Genomic DNA, 19,456 nt, shown 5'->3' with positions numbered 1-19,456 from the left:
AGGGTATCAACCAGGATGCTGAGAAGATGGCATACGATCATCGGCGCAGAGCAGTGAATGCAGTGCATCCGATTTTACTACCGGGAAGAGCGCACCCTGGAAGTCGACACCGTTCAGCTGGCTGACTTTATCGAACAACACTTCATCGTCAATGCCACAAATAATGAGTCGGTCACAATGGGCGCGAAAATTATCGATAATGCTCTGAATAAACGGCACGAATGACGCGCGTTTTGCCAGCGAATGAATAAACTCTTTATCCAGACAGATACAACTGAATAAATTATCGTAGACTGCATTAGAGGGTGTCTTACCCGCGCCGAAATGTGAAAGTGCTAAATTAAATTCAGCGTGCAGGTCAGCCAGTAAGGGATTATTTTTGCCCAATTTCAGTTGCGGAAACGTTTCAGTGATATTCAACAGAATGAACGGCAGCTGCTTTATTTTCCGCATAACTAATTCACTGGCCAGCAGTGTCCGGGCCATCCCTTCATCAATACGGATAAATGCTGACACAGAATGCGCTTCAAATAACGCGCGATTCTGCTCCAGCAATCCAATCTGACTTTGCAGAAGGCGCAGCTGCTGCGACTCATCAAGCTGCGGCAGCAACAGATCCTGCGGCAGAGTGATGGGAGCACTTTCATGCACCAACTGCGTTACCAGCTCGACAGCGGTCAACCGTCCGTGAACATCACAGACAGGATAGAACCAGATTTCCGACTGATAGTCGGCCGAGAGATGAATTTTCATTTTGATGCCAGAATAAGCGGCGATGGAGATATCGTATAGTAATGGTTGGGTACAGGCAATAGTGCCAAATCATTGAAGAGACGAACTTCTTTGCCCTTCCATCGCCGTTTGACAACAGGCAGTCACGCTTAAGCCAAATAATAGCGATAAAATACCGCTTATTAGTGGAATTAAAAAAAGCATTTATTCTGGTTATTAAAACCCACAGTCAATAACTGTCATTTAAAATAAAGCTTTTACTCTCTGTTTCGGCTCTATTTAAAATTGGACTTAAGTCAGATTTGGCGAACGGCGTTTAAATACGGCGCGCCTGCCAGAACACTTTCCGCCAGTAGACATTGTCGAGCGAAGAGCGGACTACGCCCTGGCTGGTTGACGCGTGGATGAAGGCATTATCGGTGTCATAAATACCCACATGCAGGCCATTTTCGCCACGTCCGGTTTTGAAAAAGACCAGATCGCCTGGCAGCAGTTCATCTTTACTGATTCGGGTGCCGATATCGCTTTGGGCTGAGGTGGTGCGCGGCAGCTGTAGCGAAAATTTGTCGCGGAAGGTCAGATAGACAAAGCCAGAGCAGTCAACGCCGTTACGACTCATGCCGCCATAGCGATAAGGCGTGCCACGCCAGTGACCGAGCTGATCGTTCAGTTCCGCTATCACAGTGATCGAATCGGAAAGACGGCCATTAATCGGCGGAGCGTGATGACTGCATCCCGTCAGCAGCAGAACTAAAATCAGCAAACCCAGGCGCATCGCCAAATGTCCTTATCAGAAGTTACAACCGGCTTAATGTAGCGGTAAAGCCCGCCATGTAGCAAGTGTCAGGGCAGGACGGTCAGTAGCGTGCGTCCTTCGAGTTGAATCTGCCGGAAAGTTATCTGGTAAAGCGGAGTCAGGCGCTGCGGCGTCAGGACCTTTGCCGGTTCGCCCTGCGCAACCACCTGTCCCCTGTTCATCAGCCAGACCCGATCGGCGTGTTGCAGGCTGTGATTGAGGTCGTGACTACTGGCGATAACGCTGATACCTGCCGCGCACAGCGCCGCAATCAGATCGTCTGCCGCTTTCTGCTGGCCGATATCCAGCGCCGTCATTGGCTCATCAAGAATTAACAATCGCCCGTGGGGATTGATGAGAGGATCAATCTGCGCACAGACTGCCGCCAGCCTGACGCGCTGCCATTCACCGCCGGAGAGTCTGGTCAGGGAACGGGTTAATTTATCCTGCAGCTGCAGCTGTTGCAGCAGCGTACTGAGCCGGACATCGGACTGCGACCCCGCCTGCTTCAGATGCAGACGTAAATAGTGCCAGACCGGCATCTGGCTCAGCGGCGCCTGCTGCTGGGGCAGCCAGCCCCGAACCCTGGAGAGCGCCGCGCCGCGCCAGTCAATCAGCGGCTTTTCATCCAGCAGCACCCTCCCTGAGGCGGGTTGCAGACCCGCAATCACACTCAGTAAGGTGCTTTTACCTGCGCCATTCGGGCCTGCCACGTGCAGCAGCTGACCGGCGGCAAGTTCACCGTTCATTGGCAGCAGCCGCCCGGGAACAGCAGCCTGATGCAGGCGTAACAGCATCTATTTTGCCTGCGCCTGCTTAATGGTTTCCAGAATGATTGGGTCTTCCGGCGTCATATCAGGTGCAAAACGCTGGATCACGCTGCCGTCACGGCCAATCAGGAATTTTTCGAAATTCCACAGAATGTCGCCCTGCGCTTTCGGCGCGCGGCCTTTACTCTCCATACGCTCGTAAAAGCCGCTGCCTTCCGGACGCACCGCGTCAGGACGGGCCGCGATCATCTGCGCATAGAGTGGATGACGACCTTCGCCGTTGACCTCGGTTTTGGCAAACATCGGGAACGTGACGCCATAGGTCGTGCTGCAGAAGGTTTTGATCTCCTCACTGCTGCCCGGCTCCTGCTCCAGAAACTGATTGCAGGGGAAACCGAGTACGCTGAAGCCCTGATCCTGCCAGGCTTTCTGCAGGTTTTCCAGCTCTTCATATTGCGGCGTCAGACCACATTTAGAGGCCACATTGACCACCAGCAGAACCTTGCCCTGCCACTGTGACAGCGTGGTTTTTTCCCCATCGAGCGTAACCAGTTCAGTATCATAAATGTTCATGCTATTTCCTTTGTGGATGCTGTTGTGGATCCAGAATAACCAGCCGAAGCTAGCGCGAAGATTTCACCAGTAAAATAATAAACAGCGGCGCGCCCAGTGTCGCGGTCACGACACCTATCGGCAATTCCGCCGAGGTCAGCGCCAGACGTGCCACGATATCGGCGGCCAGAAGCACCGCCGCGCCCGCCAGCGCCGAGGCCGGCAGCAGATAACGGTGGTCGCTGATACCGCTCAGGCGCAGGAGATGCGGGATGACCAGCCCGACAAAACCAATGGCACCGGCCATCGCGACGCTGATACCCACCAGCCAGCCCATCGCCAGCACCAGCAGGTTACGCCAGTAAAAGAGGGACAGTCCGAGCTGACGGGCGGATGTCTCGCCCAGCGCCAGCAGATTGAGGATGGGCCCGGTCGCTCCCAGGGCCAGCATCACCGGCAGCAGCGCCAGCATCATCCAGCCATAGCGCCAGTCAATTCCGCTGAATCCCCCCATCATCCAGTACATCAACTGACGCAGATCGAGACTGGTGCTGAAGTAGACCGCCCAGGTCATGATGGCGCTGCAAATAATCCCCAGCGCCACACCGGTCAGCAACAGCCGGGTGACCGAAAGCTGACGATGCGCAAAATGCAGCAGAATCAGCGTAATAATCAACGCACCGGCCATCGCCGCCAGCCCGAGGCTCCACAGCGAGCCGCTGCCCAGCAGCACGCCGAGCACCAGGCCAATACCGGCGCCGTTCGAGACGCCAAGGAGGCCAGGCTCTGCCAGCGGATTGGTAAACAGCGCCTGCATCACCACACCGCATATCGCCAGAGACGCCCCCACCAGCACCACCGCCAGGCTGCGGGGCAACCGCAACTGCCAGACAAAGAGTCTGCCGCTCTCGGTGAACCACGCTGCGGGCGCGATCCAGCTGTCTCCGGCACAGAGGCTGAGACAGAGCAGTGCACAGAGCGTAAGAGCCAGCGCAATCAGCCATTTCTGGCCGCGCTGGTCGGACTGGCGCGCGAACGTGTCGAGCAGAGACATAAGCAGGATTAGCTGAGAAAACAGTGATTTGATTGTAGAGAGATTGCAGAAAAAAGAAAGGTTGATGAGGCGGTTTGCGCAGGCCTGCCGTGGCGATTAACGGCGCGGGGAGCGGTGATGTTGTGTGCCGGAACCATGAAAAAAGGCCGCTTTCGCGGCCTTTTTGAAACGCTGAAATTCAGTCAGTCTCTTTGGGTGTAGCGTTCTCTACGCGGCTTTTCAGCTTCTGTCCTGGGCGGAACGTTACTACGCGACGCGCAGTAATCGGAATATCTTCACCCGTTTTCGGGTTTCTGCCAGGACGCTGGTTTTTGTCACGCAGGTCGAAATTACCAAACCCAGACAGTTTAACCTGTTCTCCATTTTCCAAAGCGCGGCGAACCTCTTCGAAAAACAGCTCCACTAACTCTTTGGCATCGCGTTTGCTTAACCCGAGTTTCTCAAACAGGTACTCTGACATCTCAGCTTTTGTAAGCGCCATAGGTTCAATCCCTCAAGGTTGCCTGGAATCGCTCTTTTAATGCCGCAACGCATTTGCCAACGGTCGCGGCAATCTCCTCTTCTTCGAGTGTCCGGCTGGTATCCTGCAAAATCAGGCTGATTGCGAGGCTCTTGTAGCCCTCAGAAACGCCCTTACCGCGGTACACGTCAAACAAGTTTACGCCAACTACCTGATTTACGCCAACTTTCTTACACTCTGCGATGATATCTGCTGCAGGGACGTTTTCAGCCACCACAACAGCAATATCACGACGGTTCGCCGGGAAGCGAGAAATCTCGCGCGCGTCAGGCAGGACGCGGTCTGCGACCTTATTCCAAAGCAGTTCAAAGACTAAGGTGCGGCCATTAAGATCAAGCTTACGTTCCAGCTCAGGATGAACCACGCCGATAAAACCGATATGTTCATCATGCAAATAAATCGCCGCGCTCTGTCCTGGATGCAACGCCGGATTCACTTCAGCACGGAAGCTGATGTTATCCAGTTTGCCGGTTAAATCGAGCAGCGACTCTAAATCGCCTTTCAAATCATAGAAGTCAACGGTCTGACGCGCCAGATCCCAGTGCTCTTCAACGCGGTTGCCACTGATCACGCCAGCCAGCATAAGATCCTGACGGATACCTAAATCCGCCTGGGTATCGGGTACAAAACGTAAGCCGCTCTCGAACAGGCGTACGCGACTCTGCTGACGGTTCTGGTTGTAAACCACTGCACTGAGCAAGCCAGTCCAGAGTGACAGACGCATCGTCGACATGTCGCTGGAGATCGGGCTTGGCAGTAGCAGCGCCTCTTCACCCGGATGAAGCAGCTGCTGGATTTTTGGATCAACGAAGCTGTAGGTAATCGCTTCCTGATAACCTTTATCCACCAGCATGTTTTTAGCGCGTTTCAGCGACAGGTTCGCTTCGCGGTGCTGGGTCATTACCAGCCCGGCCTGTACTGGCACATCCGGAATGTTGTTGTAGCCGTAAATACGCGCCACTTCTTCGACCAGGTCTTCTTCGATCGCCATATCGAAGCGCCAGCTCGGGGCCACAGCCTGCCACTGCCCTTCACCCACAGTGACTTCACAGCCCAGGCGGGTCAGGATGTCAGTGACCTGATCATCCGCAATGACGTGACCAATCAGACGGTCCAGTTTTTCACGACGCAGGGTGATCGTCGCCGGTACAGGGAGTGCTGTCTGATGGGTCTGATCGATGACTGGGCCCGCTTCACCGCCGCAGATTGACAGCAGCAGCTCGGTCGCACGCTCCAGCGCGGTGTGTTGCAGCGCCGGGTCAACGCCACGCTCGTAGCGATGTGACGCGTCGGTATGCAGACCGTGACGACGTGCGCGACCGGTGATAGAAAGCGGGTCAAAGTATGCGCACTCGAACAGGATGTTTTGCGTTTCGCCGTTCACACCTGAATGTTCGCCACCAAAAATACCGGCCATGGCCAGCGCTTTCTGGTGATCGGCGATCACTAAGGTATCACTTTGCAGACTGGCTTCAGTGCCATCCAGCAGTGTCAGCTTTTCGCCCTCTTTCGCCATGCGCACCACGATACCGCCGTCAATGCGGTCGAGGTCGAAGGCGTGCATCGGCTGACCCAGTTCCAGCAGAACGTAGTTAGTGATGTCTACAACCGGATCGATTGAGCGAATGCCGCAGCGACGCAGCTTCTCTTTCATCCACAGTGGCGTCGCCGCCGCAACGTTAATCCCTTTCACTACGCGGCCCAGATAGCGCGGACAGGCTTCTGTTGCGTCAACCTGGATCGGGAATGTCTCGTTGAGCGTAGCCGTGACCGGCTGCATCTGCGGCTTGTTCAGCGGTAAACCGTTCAGCACAGCGACATCACGGGCGATACCGATCAGACCCAGGCAGTCGGCGCGGTTAGGCGTGACGCTGATTTCAATGGTGTTGTCATCCAGCTGCAGGTATGTGCGGATGTCGGTGCCAATGGGCGCATCGGCAGGCAGTTCGATAATGCCGTTGTGGTCGTCGGAAATGCCCAGCTCGGAGAACGAGCAGAGCATACCTTCAGACGGCTCGCCACGCAGTTTGGCCGCTTTGATTTTGAAATCACCTGGCAGCACGGCACCCACGGTCGCGACGGCGACTTTCAGTCCCTGACGGCAGTTCGGCGCGCCACAGACGATATCCAGCAGACGCTCGCCGCCCACATTGATTTTGGTCACACGCAGCTTGTCGGCATTGGGGTGCTGACCGCACTCCACCACTTCACCGACCACGACGCCATGAAACGCACCCGCAACCGGCTCAACGCCGTCCACTTCCAGGCCAGCCATGGTGATTTGTTCAGACAGCGCAGCGCTGTCCAGGGCTGGATTTACCCATTCGCGTAACCAGAGTTCACTGAATTTCATTGGATATCCTGCCCTTACTTAAATTGTTTGAGGAAACGTAAATCATTTTCGAAGAAAGCACGCAGATCGGTCACGCCGTAGCGCAACATGGTCAGACGCTCCATGCCCATACCAAAGGCGAAGCCGGAATAGACTTCCGGATCGATGCCGACATTACGCAGCACATTTGGATGTACCATGCCGCATCCCAGCACTTCGAGCCATTTACCGTTTTTACCCATCACGTCCACTTCTGCGGACGGCTCAGTAAATGGGAAGTAAGAAGGACGGAAACGGATCTGCAAATCTTCTTCGAAGAAGTTGTTCAGGAAATCGTGCAGCGTCCCTTTCAGATTGGTAAAGCTGATGTTTTTATCAACAATCAGCCCTTCCATCTGATGGAACATCGGCGTATGCGTCTGGTCGTAATCGTTACGGTAGACGCGGCCTGGTGCAATAATGCGGATTGGCGGCTGCTGAGCCTGCATAGTACGGATCTGCACGCCAGAGGTCTGGGTGCGCAGCAGGCGGGTAGCGTCGAACCAGAAGGTATCATGATCGGCACGCGCCGGATGATGGGCAGGAATATTCAGTGCATCGAAGTTATGATAATCATCTTCAATTTCTGGTCCGGTCACGACAGCAAAGCCTAACTCACCGAAGAAAGTCTCAATGCGATCCATGGTGCGGGTCACCGGATGCAGACCGCCATTCTCAATACGACGGCCCGGCAGAGAAACATCAATGGTCTCTTCCGCAAGACGGGCGTTCAGCACTGCGGATTCCAGCGCATCTTTGCGTGCATTGAGACGCTCGGTGACCTGCTGTTTCGCTTCGTTGATAACAGCGCCCGCTGCAGGACGCTCTTCGGCTGGCAGCTCGCGTAATGTGGTCATCTGCAGTGTCAGATGTCCTTTCTTACCCAGGTATTCGACGCGCACCGCGTCAAGGGCGGCGATATCCGTCGCCCCGTCGATGGCCGCCGTGGCGCTGGCCACCAGTTCTGCGAGTTGGGACATAATTTCCTCTTTTTCCAGTCAGGCTGGTCAGTTCTCGTTGGGACCTGCCGGTCCAATATGCTAGCGCCAGAAACAAAAAAGCCTCCACGAGGGAGGCTTTCAGCGCGATTTTTCGTTTCTTCTCTTATGCGCAAAAGCCCCCGAATGTCAGGCGCTAAAGTAAAAAAAGAAACGGAAAATAGCAGCATTCATGCTTGCGGTTACCTTGTGATGCTATACAGGGGTACTATTGAAATGCTCAGCGACTAAAATGTCAATCATTTGCGTAAGTTACAGGCAATAAAAAAGGGAGCAAGCTCCCTTTTCCATCTGACTTACGCCAGGGCTGATTTCGCTTTTTCGACCAGTGCAGAGAATGCCACTTTGTCGAATACAGCGATGTCGGCCAGGATCTTACGGTCAATCTCAATGGCTGCTTTCTTCAGACCATTGATGAAACGGCTGTATGACATGCCGTTCTGACGTGCCGCTGCGTTAATACGCGCGATCCACAGCTGACGGAACTGACGCTTACGCTGACGACGGTCACGGTAAGCATACTGACCAGCTTTGATAACAGCCTGGAAAGCAACACGGTAAACACGTGAACGTGCACCGTAATAGCCTTTAGCTTGTTTTAAGATTTTTTTGTGACGTGCGCGAGCAACTACACCACGTTTTACACGAGCCATTTAGCTCTCCTGTTTTATATTCTGAATTAAAGAAAAAAATTTACTTATGCGTACGGCAGGCAGGCAATAACCAGACCCAGATCGCCTTTAGACACCATGCCTTTCGGACGCAGGTGACGTTTACGCTTAGTAGATTTTTTAGTCAGAATATGACGCAGGTTTGCGTGTTTACGCTTGAAGCCGCCAGAAGCGGTCTTCTTGAAGCGCTTAGCCGCGCCACGTACAGTTTTAATCTTTGGCATTTTAAAAATATCCACTTCGCATTGTTAATAACATGACCCAGACAGGCGAACAGACAATCGCACAACGCAAGCGCTGCGCGATTACTGCTACTTGAAAGCCTACTGTTTCTTCTTAGGAGCGAGCACCATGATCATCTGGCGGCCTTCGATCTTCGAAGGGAAGGATTCGACAATGGCCAAATCCAGATCTTCACACAGGTCTTTACGGACGCGGTTAAGCACTTCCATACCGATCTGCTGGTGCGCCATCTCACGACCGCGGAAACGCAGCGTGATTTTGGCTTTATCGCCATCTTCCAGAAAGCGAATCAGGTTGCGTAGTTTGACCTGATAGTCGCCATCATCGGTTCCAGGACGGAATTTGATTTCCTTAACCTGAATAACTTTCTGCTTCTTCTTCTGTTCCTTAGAAGATTTGCTTTTTTCATAGAGGAACTTGCCGTAATCCATAATACGGCAGACCGGCGGTTCGGCATTCGGGCTGATTTCGACTAAGTCGCCGCCCGCTTCCTCAGCTTTTTCCAAAGCTTCGCGTAATGTGACAATGCCAATCGGCTCGCCATCCATGCCTGTTAAGCGCACTTCAGTTGCGCGAATTTCACTGTTAATCTTGTTCGGACGCGTAGGTAGTACTCGTTTTCCGCCTTTAATACTTTATTCCTCCAATTGTTGAAGATTTCGGCTGCGAACCTCTTGTTGCAATTTCGCAACAAACACATCGACATCCATCGACCCAAGGTCTTTACCACGGCGGGTGCGAACGGCAACTTTGCCAGCTTCCACCTCTTTATCACCGCAGACCAACATATAAGGGACGCGACGTAATGTGTGCTCGCGGATTTTAAAGCCTATCTTCTCATTTCTCAAGTCTGCTTTCACACGAATGCCAGCATTCTGCAGCTTACGCGTCAAAGACTCAACATATTCCGCTTGTCCATCGGTAATATTCATTACCACGACTTGCAGCGGTGCCAGCCAGGTTGGGAAGAAACCGGCAAATTCTTCGGTAAGAATACCGATGAAACGCTCCATTGATCCCAGAATCGCACGGTGAATCATCACTGGTGTCTGACGATCATTGTTTTCACCCACATACGTTGCTTCAAGGCGTTTTGGCAGGGAGAAGTCTAGCTGAACTGTGCCGCACTGCCAGGCGCGATCAAGGCAATCATACAACGTGAACTCAATTTTAGGACCGTAGAACGCACCTTCGCCAGGCTGGAACTCAAACTCAATATTGTTTTCGTTCAGCGCGGCAGCCAGGTCTTCCTCGGCACGATCCCACATTTCATCTGTACCGATGCGCTTCTCAGGACGGGTGGATAACTTCACCACGATCTTTTCAAAGCCGAAGGTGCTGTACATGTCATAAACCATGCGGATACAGCTGTTTACTTCGTCACGTACCTGCTCTTCAGTACAGAAGACGTGCGCGTCATCCTGGGTAAAGCCACGTACACGCATCAGACCGTGCAGCGCACCTGATGGTTCATTACGGTGACAGCTACCGAACTCCGCCATACGCAATGGCAGGTCACGGTAAGATTTCAGACCCTGATTGAAGATCTGAACATGCCCAGGACAGTTCATCGGTTTGATGCAATATTCACGGTTCTCAGACGAGGTCGTGAACATCGCTTCTTTGTAGTTTTCCCAGTGCCCGGTTTTTTCCCACAGGACGCGGTCCATCATGAACGGACCTTTCACTTCCTGGTACTGGTACTCTTTTAATTTGCTGCGGACAAACACTTCCAGTTCGCGGAAGATGGTCCAGCCGTCATTATGCCAGAAGACCATGCCTGGTGCTTCTTCCTGCATATGGTAGAGATCCAGCTGCTTACCAATCTTACGATGGTCACGCTTCGCCGCCTCTTCCAGACGCTGCAGATAGGCTGCCAGCTGCTTTTTGTCTGCCCATGCGGTGCCATAAATACGCTGCAGCATTTTGTTGCTGCTGTCGCCGCGCCAGTAGGCACCGGAGATCTTCTGCAGTTTAAAATGATGGCAGAACCGCATGTTCGGCACGTGCGGACCGCGGCACATGTCGACATATTCTTCGTGATGATACAGGCCAGGTTTATCGTCATGGCTGATGTTTTCATCAAGTATGGTGGTCTTGTAAATTTCGCCGCGCGCCGCAAAGACGTCACGTGCTTCCTGCCAGCTGACCTTTTTCTTCACCACATCGTAGTTGGTTTCAGCCAACTGATGCATGCGTTTTTCCAGCAGGTCGATATCTTCCTGAGTCAGGGTACGATCGATGTCGACATCATAATAGAAGCCGTTATCAATGACCGGACCGATCGCCATTTTGGTATCCGGCCACAGCTGTTTAATCGCATGCCCTAACAGGTGCGCACAGGAGTGACGGATGATTTCCAGGCCCGCTTCATCTTTAGCGGTAATAATCGCAACAGCAGCATCTTCGGTAATGGGATCGACAGCATCAACCAGTTCACCGTTAACGCGGCCAGCGATGCAGGCTTTTGCCAGACCCGGACCGATGTCCAGCGCAATATCCATCACACTGACGGGGCGGTCAAAGACACGCTGGCTGCCATCAGGAAGCGTAATTACAGGCATTTCATATCCTTATTTGCAGTGGTAAGCCACACGAAAGCCTACATGCAATGTAATGTAGAATGAGTGACCTGGCGTGATATCAGACCCACATTGTCGGAATGTCGCCAGGATTTTAGTGCGGGGCAGATAATAGCAGTTTTCCCCGTTGAGAAAAACCCATCCCCTTTTCCCTAAGCCATGGAGAGGACAAAAAAAAGCGGCCTGACACACTGTCAGGCCGCCGGATACACCCCAGGCAAAAATGCGCTTACATGGCGTAAGAGAGCATGATTGAGGTTTTGGTATCCGTACGATCCGGCGCAGATTCAGCCGGATGGTTGTTCCAGCTCACGTTGTAAGCCAGTTTCAGCGCGAAATGGCTGTTGATCGCTACCTGCAGACCGGTTTCGGAGTTCACCGTGGTGTCTTCTCCGAAGGTACTCAGCACGGAGACACCCTGAATGAATTTAGTGGTATCGGTCAGCTGCCACTGATAGCTGACTGCGCCATAGCCCAGCGCCTTGGTCTCATGGCCACCGGCGTGGTAATCATCATAACGTACGCCCGGACCGAATTCCGCACGCAGCGAGTGTACCGGGCCATTCAGAATCTGACGACCGTAACCGGCAGTCAGGACGTCGCGTGAATCGTAACCGTTGAAACGATCGCTTAACCAGCTCGCCTGTCCAAACAGGTAGTCATACGAGTTAAGGTTGTAACGTGAACGACCACCAATGTTGTAGGTCTCAGAAGAGCGCTCATCATTTGAAGAGGTATTAGCTGCGTTACCCCACAAGCTGTATGCCATAGATGACTGATACCAGGTCATATTGGTCTGGGCCGTTGTGGATGAGCTGGTCGTGTTACCGGTTTGCGCCAGGTATCCCGCAGCAGCAGAACCTTCAAATGGCTTTTTAGCGGTAGAAGGGTCATCCATTGATGTAAATACGGCGTTATCGGCCAGTGCCTGGTGACAAAAAGCTCCGGCGGAGAGCAAAAGAACAGCAGACAGCTTGTTATAGGCTTTCATTAAATGTGATCCGTGCGACTGTTTAAAAAACGGAGAGTCTGAAGCGTTTTGCCAGGCATTCAATGCAATTTACGGTAAGTTTTGTAAAAAATTATTAACTTACACAAAATGCCTGGAATTGCCCTGACAACCCCTGTTAATTGGGACTCATCTTATTAACGTCGCGCATTATAGTGCTGCACAAATGAAAAGCCAGACGTAACGGCAGAAGAATTTTTCATCATCCTCCTGGCTCCTTACACAGATTTACGCTGTGCGTCACGTCCGATACCCGGCATCTCCTTCATAATTCGCCTGATTTTTCGCCATGGTCTACGCTCAGTTCAGTTTCTTTTCCCCTGGAGGTACCGCATGAGCAGCAATGATTTAACCCGCTACATTGTGACCTTTCATTATCAGGAGTCGGGATTGAGTGACATCCTGGAACTGACCAGCGCAATGACCGCCGCCGGTTTTACCACCACGCTGACTGACAACGACGGTCACCCCCATGAGCTGGGAACGAACAGCTATGGCATTGTCAGTTCACTGGAGGCTGAAGATCTGCGACAACAGGTTACGGCGGCCGGTGAAAGCGCGTTGGGTCAGAAACCTGAAGTGACTGTCATGACCGTTGAAGAGTATCTGCGCAACACGGCGGATTCTCGCCCCGCCACCTCCGCGCCAGAATAAGAGGTGCAATCGTGCGCGTTTTGGTGAATATTTAGGCAATACAATCGTTCTTACGCAGCGAATAACGAGGATAGCCCAATGTGGTCAGCCATTAGTCGTCTGTTAAGCGAGCAGTTAGGCAACGCCGAAATCACTCAACGTCACGCCCTTGCGGGTGGTGATATCCATCCTGCCTGGCATATCCGCTACGGTGAACATGACGTCTTTGTCAAAAGTAACAGCCGCGATATGCTTTCGCTTTTTACCTGGGAAGCCGATCAGCTGGCCTTGCTGGCGCGCACCGGCACAGTTCGGGTGCCTAAAGTCTATGGTGTGGGTCATCACTGTGAGGAGAGCTTTCTGCTGCTGGAATATATCCGGCCACAGCCGCTGGATGAACAGAGCGCGTTTCAGTTGGGACAGCAACTGGCTCGCCTGCACCAGTGGAGCGAGCAGACCCAGTTCGGACTGGATTTCGACAATAATATTACCACCACGCCACAACCTAACAGCTGGCTGCGGCGCTGGTCGGTGTTTTTTGCCGAACAGCGCATTGGCTGGCAATTGCAGCTGGCGGCGGAAAAAGGCATTCAGTACGGCGATACGGAGTTGATTATCGCCTCCGTGCAGCGGGTGCTCGCGTCCCATCATCCGCAACCGTCGCTGCTGCATGGCGATCTCTGGCCCGCTAACTGCGCCAGCAGCGACCAGGGCCCCTGGCTGTTCGATCCCGCCTGCTACTGGGGTGACCGTGAATGTGATTTAGCGATGCTAAGCTGGTACCCCGACCTGCCCCGCCAGATTTACGACGGTTATCAGTCGGTGTGGCCGTTACCCGATGGGTTTTCACAGCGCCTGCCCGTTTATCAGCTTTACTATCTGCTGAACCGGGCTAACGTGTTTGGCGGGCACTGGCCTGGCGATGCACAGTTCGCTATTGGCGAGTTGCTGGATGAAGATGCACTCGGCAACAGTCAGGCCAGGCCGGCCTGACGAGGTTTACCGTCAGATAAAACCCAGCAGCGACAGTGCAAAATAACCGGCTATCGCAATCACCACTGGCAGCACATAAAGCGGGAAAATCTGCAGGAAGATGGTGTGGCGGGGGACGCGCACCTTCTCTTCCAGTTGCTGACGGGTGCGCCCTTCCGGGCCCTTTGCCTGTTCCAGAATCATCTGGTCCTCAATGCCCTCTTTAACGTGACGCGCCTGACGTCCCATCCGCGCGCCTGACGACTCCAGCGCCAGCCCGACAAAAATCAGAATGTAGATCAGCCAGAAGCCCAGGTTCATCTGACCGTTAAATTCGGGTACCGGCGAGTTATGCCAGAAAACGTTCAGGAACGGCGTATTGAAGCGCAGCATATCGACAATGACATGAACGAAATCAAGCATAACGGCATCAATGCCGGGCTGCTTTTCGCTGTGCTTAAACATAAAGCTCAGCACAGAAATAATGGTCGACATCAGCGCCACTAAAAAGAGCACCCAGCCCGCCACGCGCTTAAGGATGGCGATACGGCCAGCCTGTTGATAGGTCATGATATCTCCTGAACCTGGAATCCAATTTGCCGTCAGTCTACCTGCCAACGGTGAAATTTCCCAAATAAAGCGTGGTCGATCGGGCAGAGAGTGCGCCCGCAGAGAATGATGTTAAGGTAAAGCCGACTTTATAAGGAGAACTCTGATGCCGTATCACCGCCCTGTCCTCGCCGCCCTGTTTGATATGGATGGTTTACTGATCGATTCTGAGCCGCTGTGGGATCAGGCTGAGCTGGATATCTTTTCAACGCTGGATGTTGACCTGTCACGTCGCAGTGAAATGCCCGACACTCTGGGTCTGCGCATCGATCAGACTGTACGGATGTGGTACGAAACACTGCCCTGGCAGGGTCCTTCGCAGCAGGAGGTTACTGACCGTATTATTGCCCGTGCGATGACGCTGGTGGATCAGACGCGGCCCCTGCTGCCAGGCGTGGAAACGGCGCTGCAACTGTGCCGCGAACAGGGACTGAAAATCGGCCTTGCCTCAGCCTCACCGCTCAGGATGCTTGAGCAGGTGCTGGAGATGTTCAATCTGCGCCACTATTTCGATGTGCTCTCTTCCGCAGAAGCCCTGCCCTACAGTAAGCCTCATCCGCAGGTCTATCTCAACGCAGCCGACAGCCTGGCAATCGATCCGCTTAACTGTGTCACGCTGGAAGATTCCTTTAACGGCATGATCGCCACCAAAGCGGCGCGTATGCGGTCAATTGTGGTACCCGCCGCTGAATACCGTGACGACCCTCGCTGGGCGCTGGCGGATGTCCGGCTGGATACTCTGACACAGCTCAGCCTGCAGCATCTGCAGGGATGAAGAACCGCCCGCCTGATGCGGGCTTTTTTTTGCCTGGCAATCTTCTCACTTGATCTCACTCGCAATAAAATAAAACAACGTTTCATTTTTATTGAATTCCAGTACCACTCTGCCTAAGATGCCCGAAGCGTCCCCATTCGGGGCATAAAAACCTGACCTGCAGAGAGGCCTGAGATGGACATTCGTCAAAGCATTCACAGCGATCACGCTAAACAACTCGACACCGATGCGTTGCGCCGTGAGTTCCTGATTGAAACGATTTTCACTGCCGATGACTACGCCCTGACTTACAGCCACATCGACCGCATCATCATTGGCGGCGTCATGCCGGTAAACGCGCCCGTGACGATGGGTGATGAAATGGGAAAACAGCTGGGCGTCAGCTATTTCCTCGAGCGCCGCGAGCTGGGCATGATCAATATTGGCGGACCGGGGCGTGTGGAAGTGGACGGTAAAGCGTGGGAAATCGGTCACGAAGAGGCGCTTTACATCGGCAAAGGTGCCCGCAACCTGCTGTTCCGCAGTCTGAATCCGTCTCAGCCCGCCAAATTCTATTTCAACAGTGCACCCGCACACAGCACCTTCCCGGACAGGAAAATCACGCTGCAGGAGGCGGCTACCGCCACGCTGGGCGATGCCGCGACCTCGAACCGCCGAACCATTCATAAATTCATCGTGCCGGATGTGCTGCCCACCTGTCAGCTCACCATGGGCTTGACCAAACTGGATGAAGGCAGCCTGTGGAACACCATGCCCTGCCACACCCACGAACGTCGCATGGAAGTCTATTTCTACTTCGATATGAGCGAAGAGAGCGCCGTCTTCCACATGATGGGGCAACCGCAGCAGACCCGTCATCTGCTGGTACATAACGAACAGGCGGTGATCTCACCCAGCTGGTCAATTCACGCCGGTGTCGGTACCCAGCGTTACACCTTTATCTGGGGCATGGTGGGTGAGAATCAGGTCTTTGATGACATGGATCACGTCAAAATCAGTGAACTGCGCTAAGCAGAGGAGAAATACTATGGTACTGAATACGTTTAGCCTGGAAGGTAAAGTGGCAATGGTAACCGGCTGCAACACCGGTTTAGGTCAGGGCATGGCGCTGGGTCTGGCACAGGCGGGCTGCGATATTGTCGGCGTTAACCGTAACGGCCCGGATGACACCCAAAGCAAGGTGGAGGCGCTGGGTCGCCGCTTCTGGCCGGTGCAGGCCGATCTGTTGCAGACCAGCGTAGTAGCCTCTGTGGTTGAGCAGGCGCTGGCCGCTGCAGGTAAAATTGACATTCTGGTCAATAATGCCGGTATTATTCGCCGGGAAGACGCCCTGGACTTCAGCGAGCAGGACTGGGATGACGTGATGAATATCAATAGCAAGAGCCTGTTTTTCCTGTCTCAGCAGGTTGCCCGTCAATTTATCGCGCAGGGACACGGCGGCAAGATTATCAATATCGCGTCCATGCTCTCCTTCCAGGGCGGAATTCGGGTGCCCTCTTATACCGCCTCGAAAAGTGCCGTGATGGGCCTGACCCGTCTCATGGCAAACGAGTGGGCAAAGCATGGCATTAACGTCAATGCCATCGCACCTGGCTACATGGCGACCAACAATACCGAGCAGTTGAGAAATGACGCGTCCCGCAGCGAAGAGATCCTGGGCCGGATACCGGCCGGACGCTGGGGCGTGCCTGATGACATGATGGGCCCGATAGTCTTCATGGCTTCTGCTGCGTCTGATTATGTCAACGGCTACACCCTGGCCGTCGATGGCGGCTGGCTGGCGCGTTAATTTCCCCAACGGGCAGTGTCCTGGCACTGTCCATTTTATTAATAAAATTCACGCTTCGTTACAGCGTCACATGTTCTCATTTACTGGATAAATCCCTATACTGGATGCATCGACAGCTTTCTTTGTAACCAGGTTCTATCATGACGGGCGAAGGCCACATCATTTTTGCCATTGCCAGCGCTATTTTTGCCAAGCGTGCTGAGCTGACACCCGTGCTGGCGCAGGCCGACTGGTGGCATCTTGTTCCCTCAGCCCTGCTGACCTGTCTGCTGCCCGACATCGATCATCCTAAATCTCTGCTGGGACAGCGACTCAGCTGGCTCTCTCATCCTATAGCACGGGCGTTCGGCCATCGGGGATTTACCCACAGTCTGCTGGCGATTGCCGCCGGTTTATGGCTTTTTCAGATTAACCTGCCCCAGTCGTCACCGATTCCACCGGATGTGCTGCAGGGTCTGACGCTCGGCTACCTGAGCCATATAGTGGCCGATATGCTGACGCCCGCCGGGGTTCCGCTGCTGTGGCCCTGCCGCTGGCGCTTCCGCCTGCCGATTCTGCGCAGCCAGAAGGGCAATCAGCTGGAGCGGGCATTGTGTCTGGGACTGGTAGGCTATGCGCTGTGGTTCCCGGCAGGGATGCCATCTTTTGGTGCAAACGGCTGGCCATCTCAGCTGTTCGATACGCTACAAAATGGCGTCGGGCGATTAATTTCCAGTCATACTGCGCAATAAAAACGCGCAAAACGCCATTTAGTTATAAACCATGCCATTTGGATATAAGGCACCCTCTGCACCTGCTGTTACCATTCCTGCTGTCTTAATTCGTGATTAACATTATGCGGCCTTCCCATGACGGAAGGCCGCATTACTCTGGAGTTTCAGCATGGACCTTCCTCTTACGCTTAATATCGTGGCCTTTGTGGTGCTGCTGGTATTGCTCTCCCGCTTCAGCCGTCATAACTGGAGCCTGTCGAAAAAAGTGCTGACCGGTCTGGTGATCGGCGTACTGTTCGGCCTGGTGTTGCAGTTGATCTACGGCGAAAACAGCGCAGTGGTTAAAGAGTCGATTAGCTGGTTTAACATCGTCGGTAATGGCTATGTCCAGTTGCTGCAGATGGTCGTCATGCCGCTGGTGTTCGTTTCCATTCTGAGTGCGGTCGCCCGTCTGCATAACGCCTCTTCGCTGGGAAAAATCAGCGTACTGACCATCGGCGTTCTGCTGTTTACCACCGCCATCTCAGCACTGGTCGGCGTCTTCGTCACCGGCCTGTTTGGTCTGAGCGCAGAAGGTCTGGTACAGGGCGTGCAGGAAACCGCGCGTCTCAGTGCGATCCAGAGCAACTATGTCGGCAAAGTGGCTGACCTGACCGTGCCGCAGCTGGTGCTCTCCTTTATCCCGAAAAACCCGTTTGCCGATCTGACGGGCGCCAGTCCGACCTCAATCATCAGCGTCGTGATCTTTGCCGCGTTCCTGGGTGTGGCTGCACTGCAGTTGCTTAAAGATGATGAAGTGAAAGGTCAGCGCGTGCTGGTGGCGATCGATACGCTGCAGTCGTGGGTGATGAAGCTGGTGCGTTTAGTGATGAAGCTGACGCCGTATGGTGTGCTGGCGCTGATGACTAAAGTGGTTGCCGGTTCAAACCTGCAGGACATCATCAAACTGGGCAGCTTTGTGGTCGCCTCATACCTCGGTCTGGCCATCATGTTTGGTGTCCACGCCCTGCTGCTGTCGGTTAATGGTATCAACCCAATGCGCTTCTTCCGTAAAGTGTGGCCGGTTATCACCTTCGCCTTCACCAGCCGTTCCAGCGCAGCCAGCATTCCGTTGAGCGTTGAAACCCAGACCCGTCGTCTTGGCGTGCCGGAGTCGATTGCCAGCTTCGCGGCATCCTTTGGTGCCACAATCGGCCAGAATGGCTGTGCCGGTCTTTATCCGACCATGCTGGCCGTGATGGTTGCGCCAACCGTCGGGATTAACCCGTTTGATCCACTGTGGATTGCCACGCTGGTTGGGATAGTCACGCTGAGCTCAGCCGGTGTGGCCGGTGTTGGTGGAGGTGCAACGTTTGCTGCACTGATTGTCCTGCCTGCGATGGGCCTGCCGGTGACCCTGGTGGCGCTGCTGATCTCCATTGAGCCGCTGATTGATATGGGCCGTACAGCGCTGAACGTCAACGGTTCAATGACCGCAGGTTCCCTGACCAGCCGCTGGTTAGGCATGACCGATAAACGCGTACTGGAAAGTGACGACAACGCCGAGCTGGCGCACCGTTAATCTGCCTTAAACCTGGCGCGCCCGCGCCAGGTTTTTTCCGTCTCTCTTCTCCATAATCTCTCCCATTGATGGCGACGCCGTTAAGAAAGCGTTAAGCATGGTAAAC

Annotated in this window: 22 protein-coding genes and 1 other annotated feature; of the genes, 7 read left to right on the top strand and 15 right to left on the bottom strand. The window is 53.8% G+C overall.

The window, feature by feature from the left end; translation table 11 throughout:
• Positions 1-6: 6 nt before the first annotated feature.
• From Q7C21_RS17595 to Q7C21_RS17530, 14 genes are all read right to left on the bottom strand, one after another.
• Positions 7-753 carry an EAL domain-containing protein gene (locus Q7C21_RS17595; RefSeq protein ID WP_375150983.1) on the bottom strand — a complete coding sequence of 249 codons (747 nt, stop codon included), beginning with the start codon at positions 751-753 and terminating at the stop codon, positions 7-9.
• 295 nt (positions 754-1,048) lie between these two features.
• On the bottom strand, positions 1,049-1,507 hold the full coding sequence (locus Q7C21_RS17590) for a C40 family peptidase (RefSeq protein ID WP_003853251.1): 459 nt from the start codon (positions 1,505-1,507) through the stop codon (positions 1,049-1,051).
• A 68-nt stretch (positions 1,508-1,575) separates the two neighbouring features.
• Positions 1,576-2,325 carry a vitamin B12 ABC transporter ATP-binding protein BtuD gene (gene btuD, locus Q7C21_RS17585; protein WP_003853253.1) on the bottom strand — a complete coding sequence of 250 codons (750 nt, stop codon included), beginning with the start codon at positions 2,323-2,325 and terminating at the stop codon, positions 1,576-1,578.
• The gene (locus tag Q7C21_RS17580) at positions 2,326-2,871 is read right to left on the bottom strand and encodes a glutathione peroxidase (protein ID WP_375150982.1); all 546 of its coding nucleotides are present in this window, start codon (positions 2,869-2,871) and stop codon (positions 2,326-2,328) included.
• Positions 2,872-2,920: 49 nt separating this feature from the next.
• On the bottom strand, positions 2,921-3,904 hold the full coding sequence (gene btuC / locus Q7C21_RS17575; RefSeq protein ID WP_039660368.1) for a vitamin B12 ABC transporter permease BtuC: 984 nt from the start codon (positions 3,902-3,904) through the stop codon (positions 2,921-2,923).
• Positions 3,905-4,082: 178 nt separating this feature from the next.
• Entirely contained in the window at positions 4,083-4,385 is a 303-nt protein-coding gene (gene ihfA / locus Q7C21_RS17570) for an integration host factor subunit alpha (protein WP_003853259.1), read from the bottom strand.
• Positions 4,386-4,389: 4 nt separating this feature from the next.
• Positions 4,390-6,777, bottom strand: a complete 2,388-nt coding sequence (gene pheT / locus Q7C21_RS17565; protein ID WP_375150981.1) for a phenylalanine--tRNA ligase subunit beta — start codon at positions 6,775-6,777, stop codon at positions 4,390-4,392.
• 14 nt (positions 6,778-6,791) lie between these two features.
• Complete coding sequence (gene pheS, locus Q7C21_RS17560) at positions 6,792-7,775, bottom strand: phenylalanine--tRNA ligase subunit alpha (RefSeq protein ID WP_003853264.1); 984 nt, start codon at positions 7,773-7,775, stop codon at positions 6,792-6,794.
• A 71-nt stretch (positions 7,776-7,846) separates the two neighbouring features.
• Positions 7,847-7,972, bottom strand: a sequence feature (Phe leader region).
• Complete coding sequence (gene pheM / locus Q7C21_RS17555; protein ID WP_106120997.1) at positions 7,923-7,967, bottom strand: pheST operon leader peptide PheM; 45 nt, start codon at positions 7,965-7,967, stop codon at positions 7,923-7,925. Its footprint overlaps the feature before it by 45 nt.
• A 117-nt stretch (positions 7,973-8,089) precedes the next feature.
• A complete protein-coding gene (gene rplT / locus Q7C21_RS17550; RefSeq protein WP_003853267.1) occupies positions 8,090-8,446 on the bottom strand; it encodes a 50S ribosomal protein L20 in 357 nt (118 codons plus the stop codon).
• A gap of 44 nt (positions 8,447-8,490) precedes the next feature.
• Positions 8,491-8,688 (bottom strand): 50S ribosomal protein L35, encoded by a 198-nt coding sequence (rpmI, locus tag Q7C21_RS17545; protein ID WP_004157374.1) that lies wholly within the window; start codon positions 8,686-8,688, stop codon positions 8,491-8,493.
• Positions 8,689-8,787: 99 nt separating this feature from the next.
• A complete protein-coding gene (gene infC / locus Q7C21_RS17540) occupies positions 8,788-9,339 on the bottom strand; it encodes a translation initiation factor IF-3 (RefSeq protein WP_033732471.1) in 552 nt (183 codons plus the stop codon).
• Between the two features lie 3 nt (positions 9,340-9,342).
• Positions 9,343-11,271, bottom strand: a complete 1,929-nt coding sequence (gene thrS / locus Q7C21_RS17535; protein ID WP_078804353.1) for a threonine--tRNA ligase — start codon at positions 11,269-11,271, stop codon at positions 9,343-9,345.
• Between the two features lie 247 nt (positions 11,272-11,518).
• Positions 11,519-12,280, bottom strand: a complete 762-nt coding sequence (locus tag Q7C21_RS17530; protein WP_003848331.1) for a YdiY family protein — start codon at positions 12,278-12,280, stop codon at positions 11,519-11,521.
• A 351-nt stretch (positions 12,281-12,631) separates the two neighbouring features.
• Between Q7C21_RS17530 and ghoS the strand changes: the two genes are divergently transcribed.
• Complete coding sequence (gene ghoS / locus Q7C21_RS17525) at positions 12,632-12,952, top strand: type V toxin-antitoxin system endoribonuclease antitoxin GhoS (RefSeq protein WP_003848334.1); 321 nt, start codon at positions 12,632-12,634, stop codon at positions 12,950-12,952.
• A gap of 78 nt (positions 12,953-13,030) precedes the next feature.
• Positions 13,031-13,924 (top strand): fructosamine kinase family protein, encoded by an 894-nt coding sequence (locus tag Q7C21_RS17520; RefSeq protein WP_375150980.1) that lies wholly within the window; start codon positions 13,031-13,033, stop codon positions 13,922-13,924.
• A 12-nt stretch (positions 13,925-13,936) separates the two neighbouring features.
• Here Q7C21_RS17520 and Q7C21_RS17515 read toward each other — a convergent pair whose 3' ends face one another.
• The gene (locus Q7C21_RS17515) at positions 13,937-14,473 is read right to left on the bottom strand and encodes a YniB family protein (RefSeq protein WP_003848337.1); all 537 of its coding nucleotides are present in this window, start codon (positions 14,471-14,473) and stop codon (positions 13,937-13,939) included.
• Between the two features lie 145 nt (positions 14,474-14,618).
• On the opposite strand from Q7C21_RS17515, the gene hxpB reads away from it, so the two are divergent.
• The 5 genes from hxpB to Q7C21_RS17490 all read left to right on the top strand — a co-directional run bounded on the left by hxpB (position 14,619) and on the right by Q7C21_RS17490 (position 19,350).
• Entirely contained in the window at positions 14,619-15,287 is a 669-nt protein-coding gene (gene hxpB, locus Q7C21_RS17510) for a hexitol phosphatase HxpB (protein WP_182629752.1), read from the top strand.
• 174 nt (positions 15,288-15,461) lie between these two features.
• Positions 15,462-16,298: a 5-dehydro-4-deoxy-D-glucuronate isomerase gene (gene kduI / locus Q7C21_RS17505; RefSeq protein ID WP_008926179.1), complete on the top strand. Its 837-nt coding sequence runs from the start codon at positions 15,462-15,464 to the stop codon at positions 16,296-16,298.
• 16 nt (positions 16,299-16,314) lie between these two features.
• Positions 16,315-17,076 (top strand): 2-dehydro-3-deoxy-D-gluconate 5-dehydrogenase KduD, encoded by a 762-nt coding sequence (gene kduD / locus Q7C21_RS17500; protein ID WP_003848343.1) that lies wholly within the window; start codon positions 16,315-16,317, stop codon positions 17,074-17,076.
• A 140-nt stretch (positions 17,077-17,216) separates the two neighbouring features.
• Positions 17,217-17,807, top strand: a complete 591-nt coding sequence (locus Q7C21_RS17495) for a metal-dependent hydrolase (RefSeq protein ID WP_375150979.1) — start codon at positions 17,217-17,219, stop codon at positions 17,805-17,807.
• Positions 17,808-17,958: 151 nt separating this feature from the next.
• Positions 17,959-19,350: an L-cystine transporter gene (locus Q7C21_RS17490; protein WP_003848346.1), complete on the top strand. Its 1,392-nt coding sequence runs from the start codon at positions 17,959-17,961 to the stop codon at positions 19,348-19,350.
• Positions 19,351-19,456 lie beyond the last annotated feature (106 nt).

The organism is Pantoea sp. ANP04, from assembly GCF_041982285.1.
Taxonomy (GTDB): domain Bacteria; phylum Pseudomonadota; class Gammaproteobacteria; order Enterobacterales; family Enterobacteriaceae; genus Pantoea; species Pantoea eucalypti.
The sequence above is the reverse complement of the archived record's forward strand: the minus strand, read 5'-3'. Positions and strand labels throughout refer to the sequence as shown.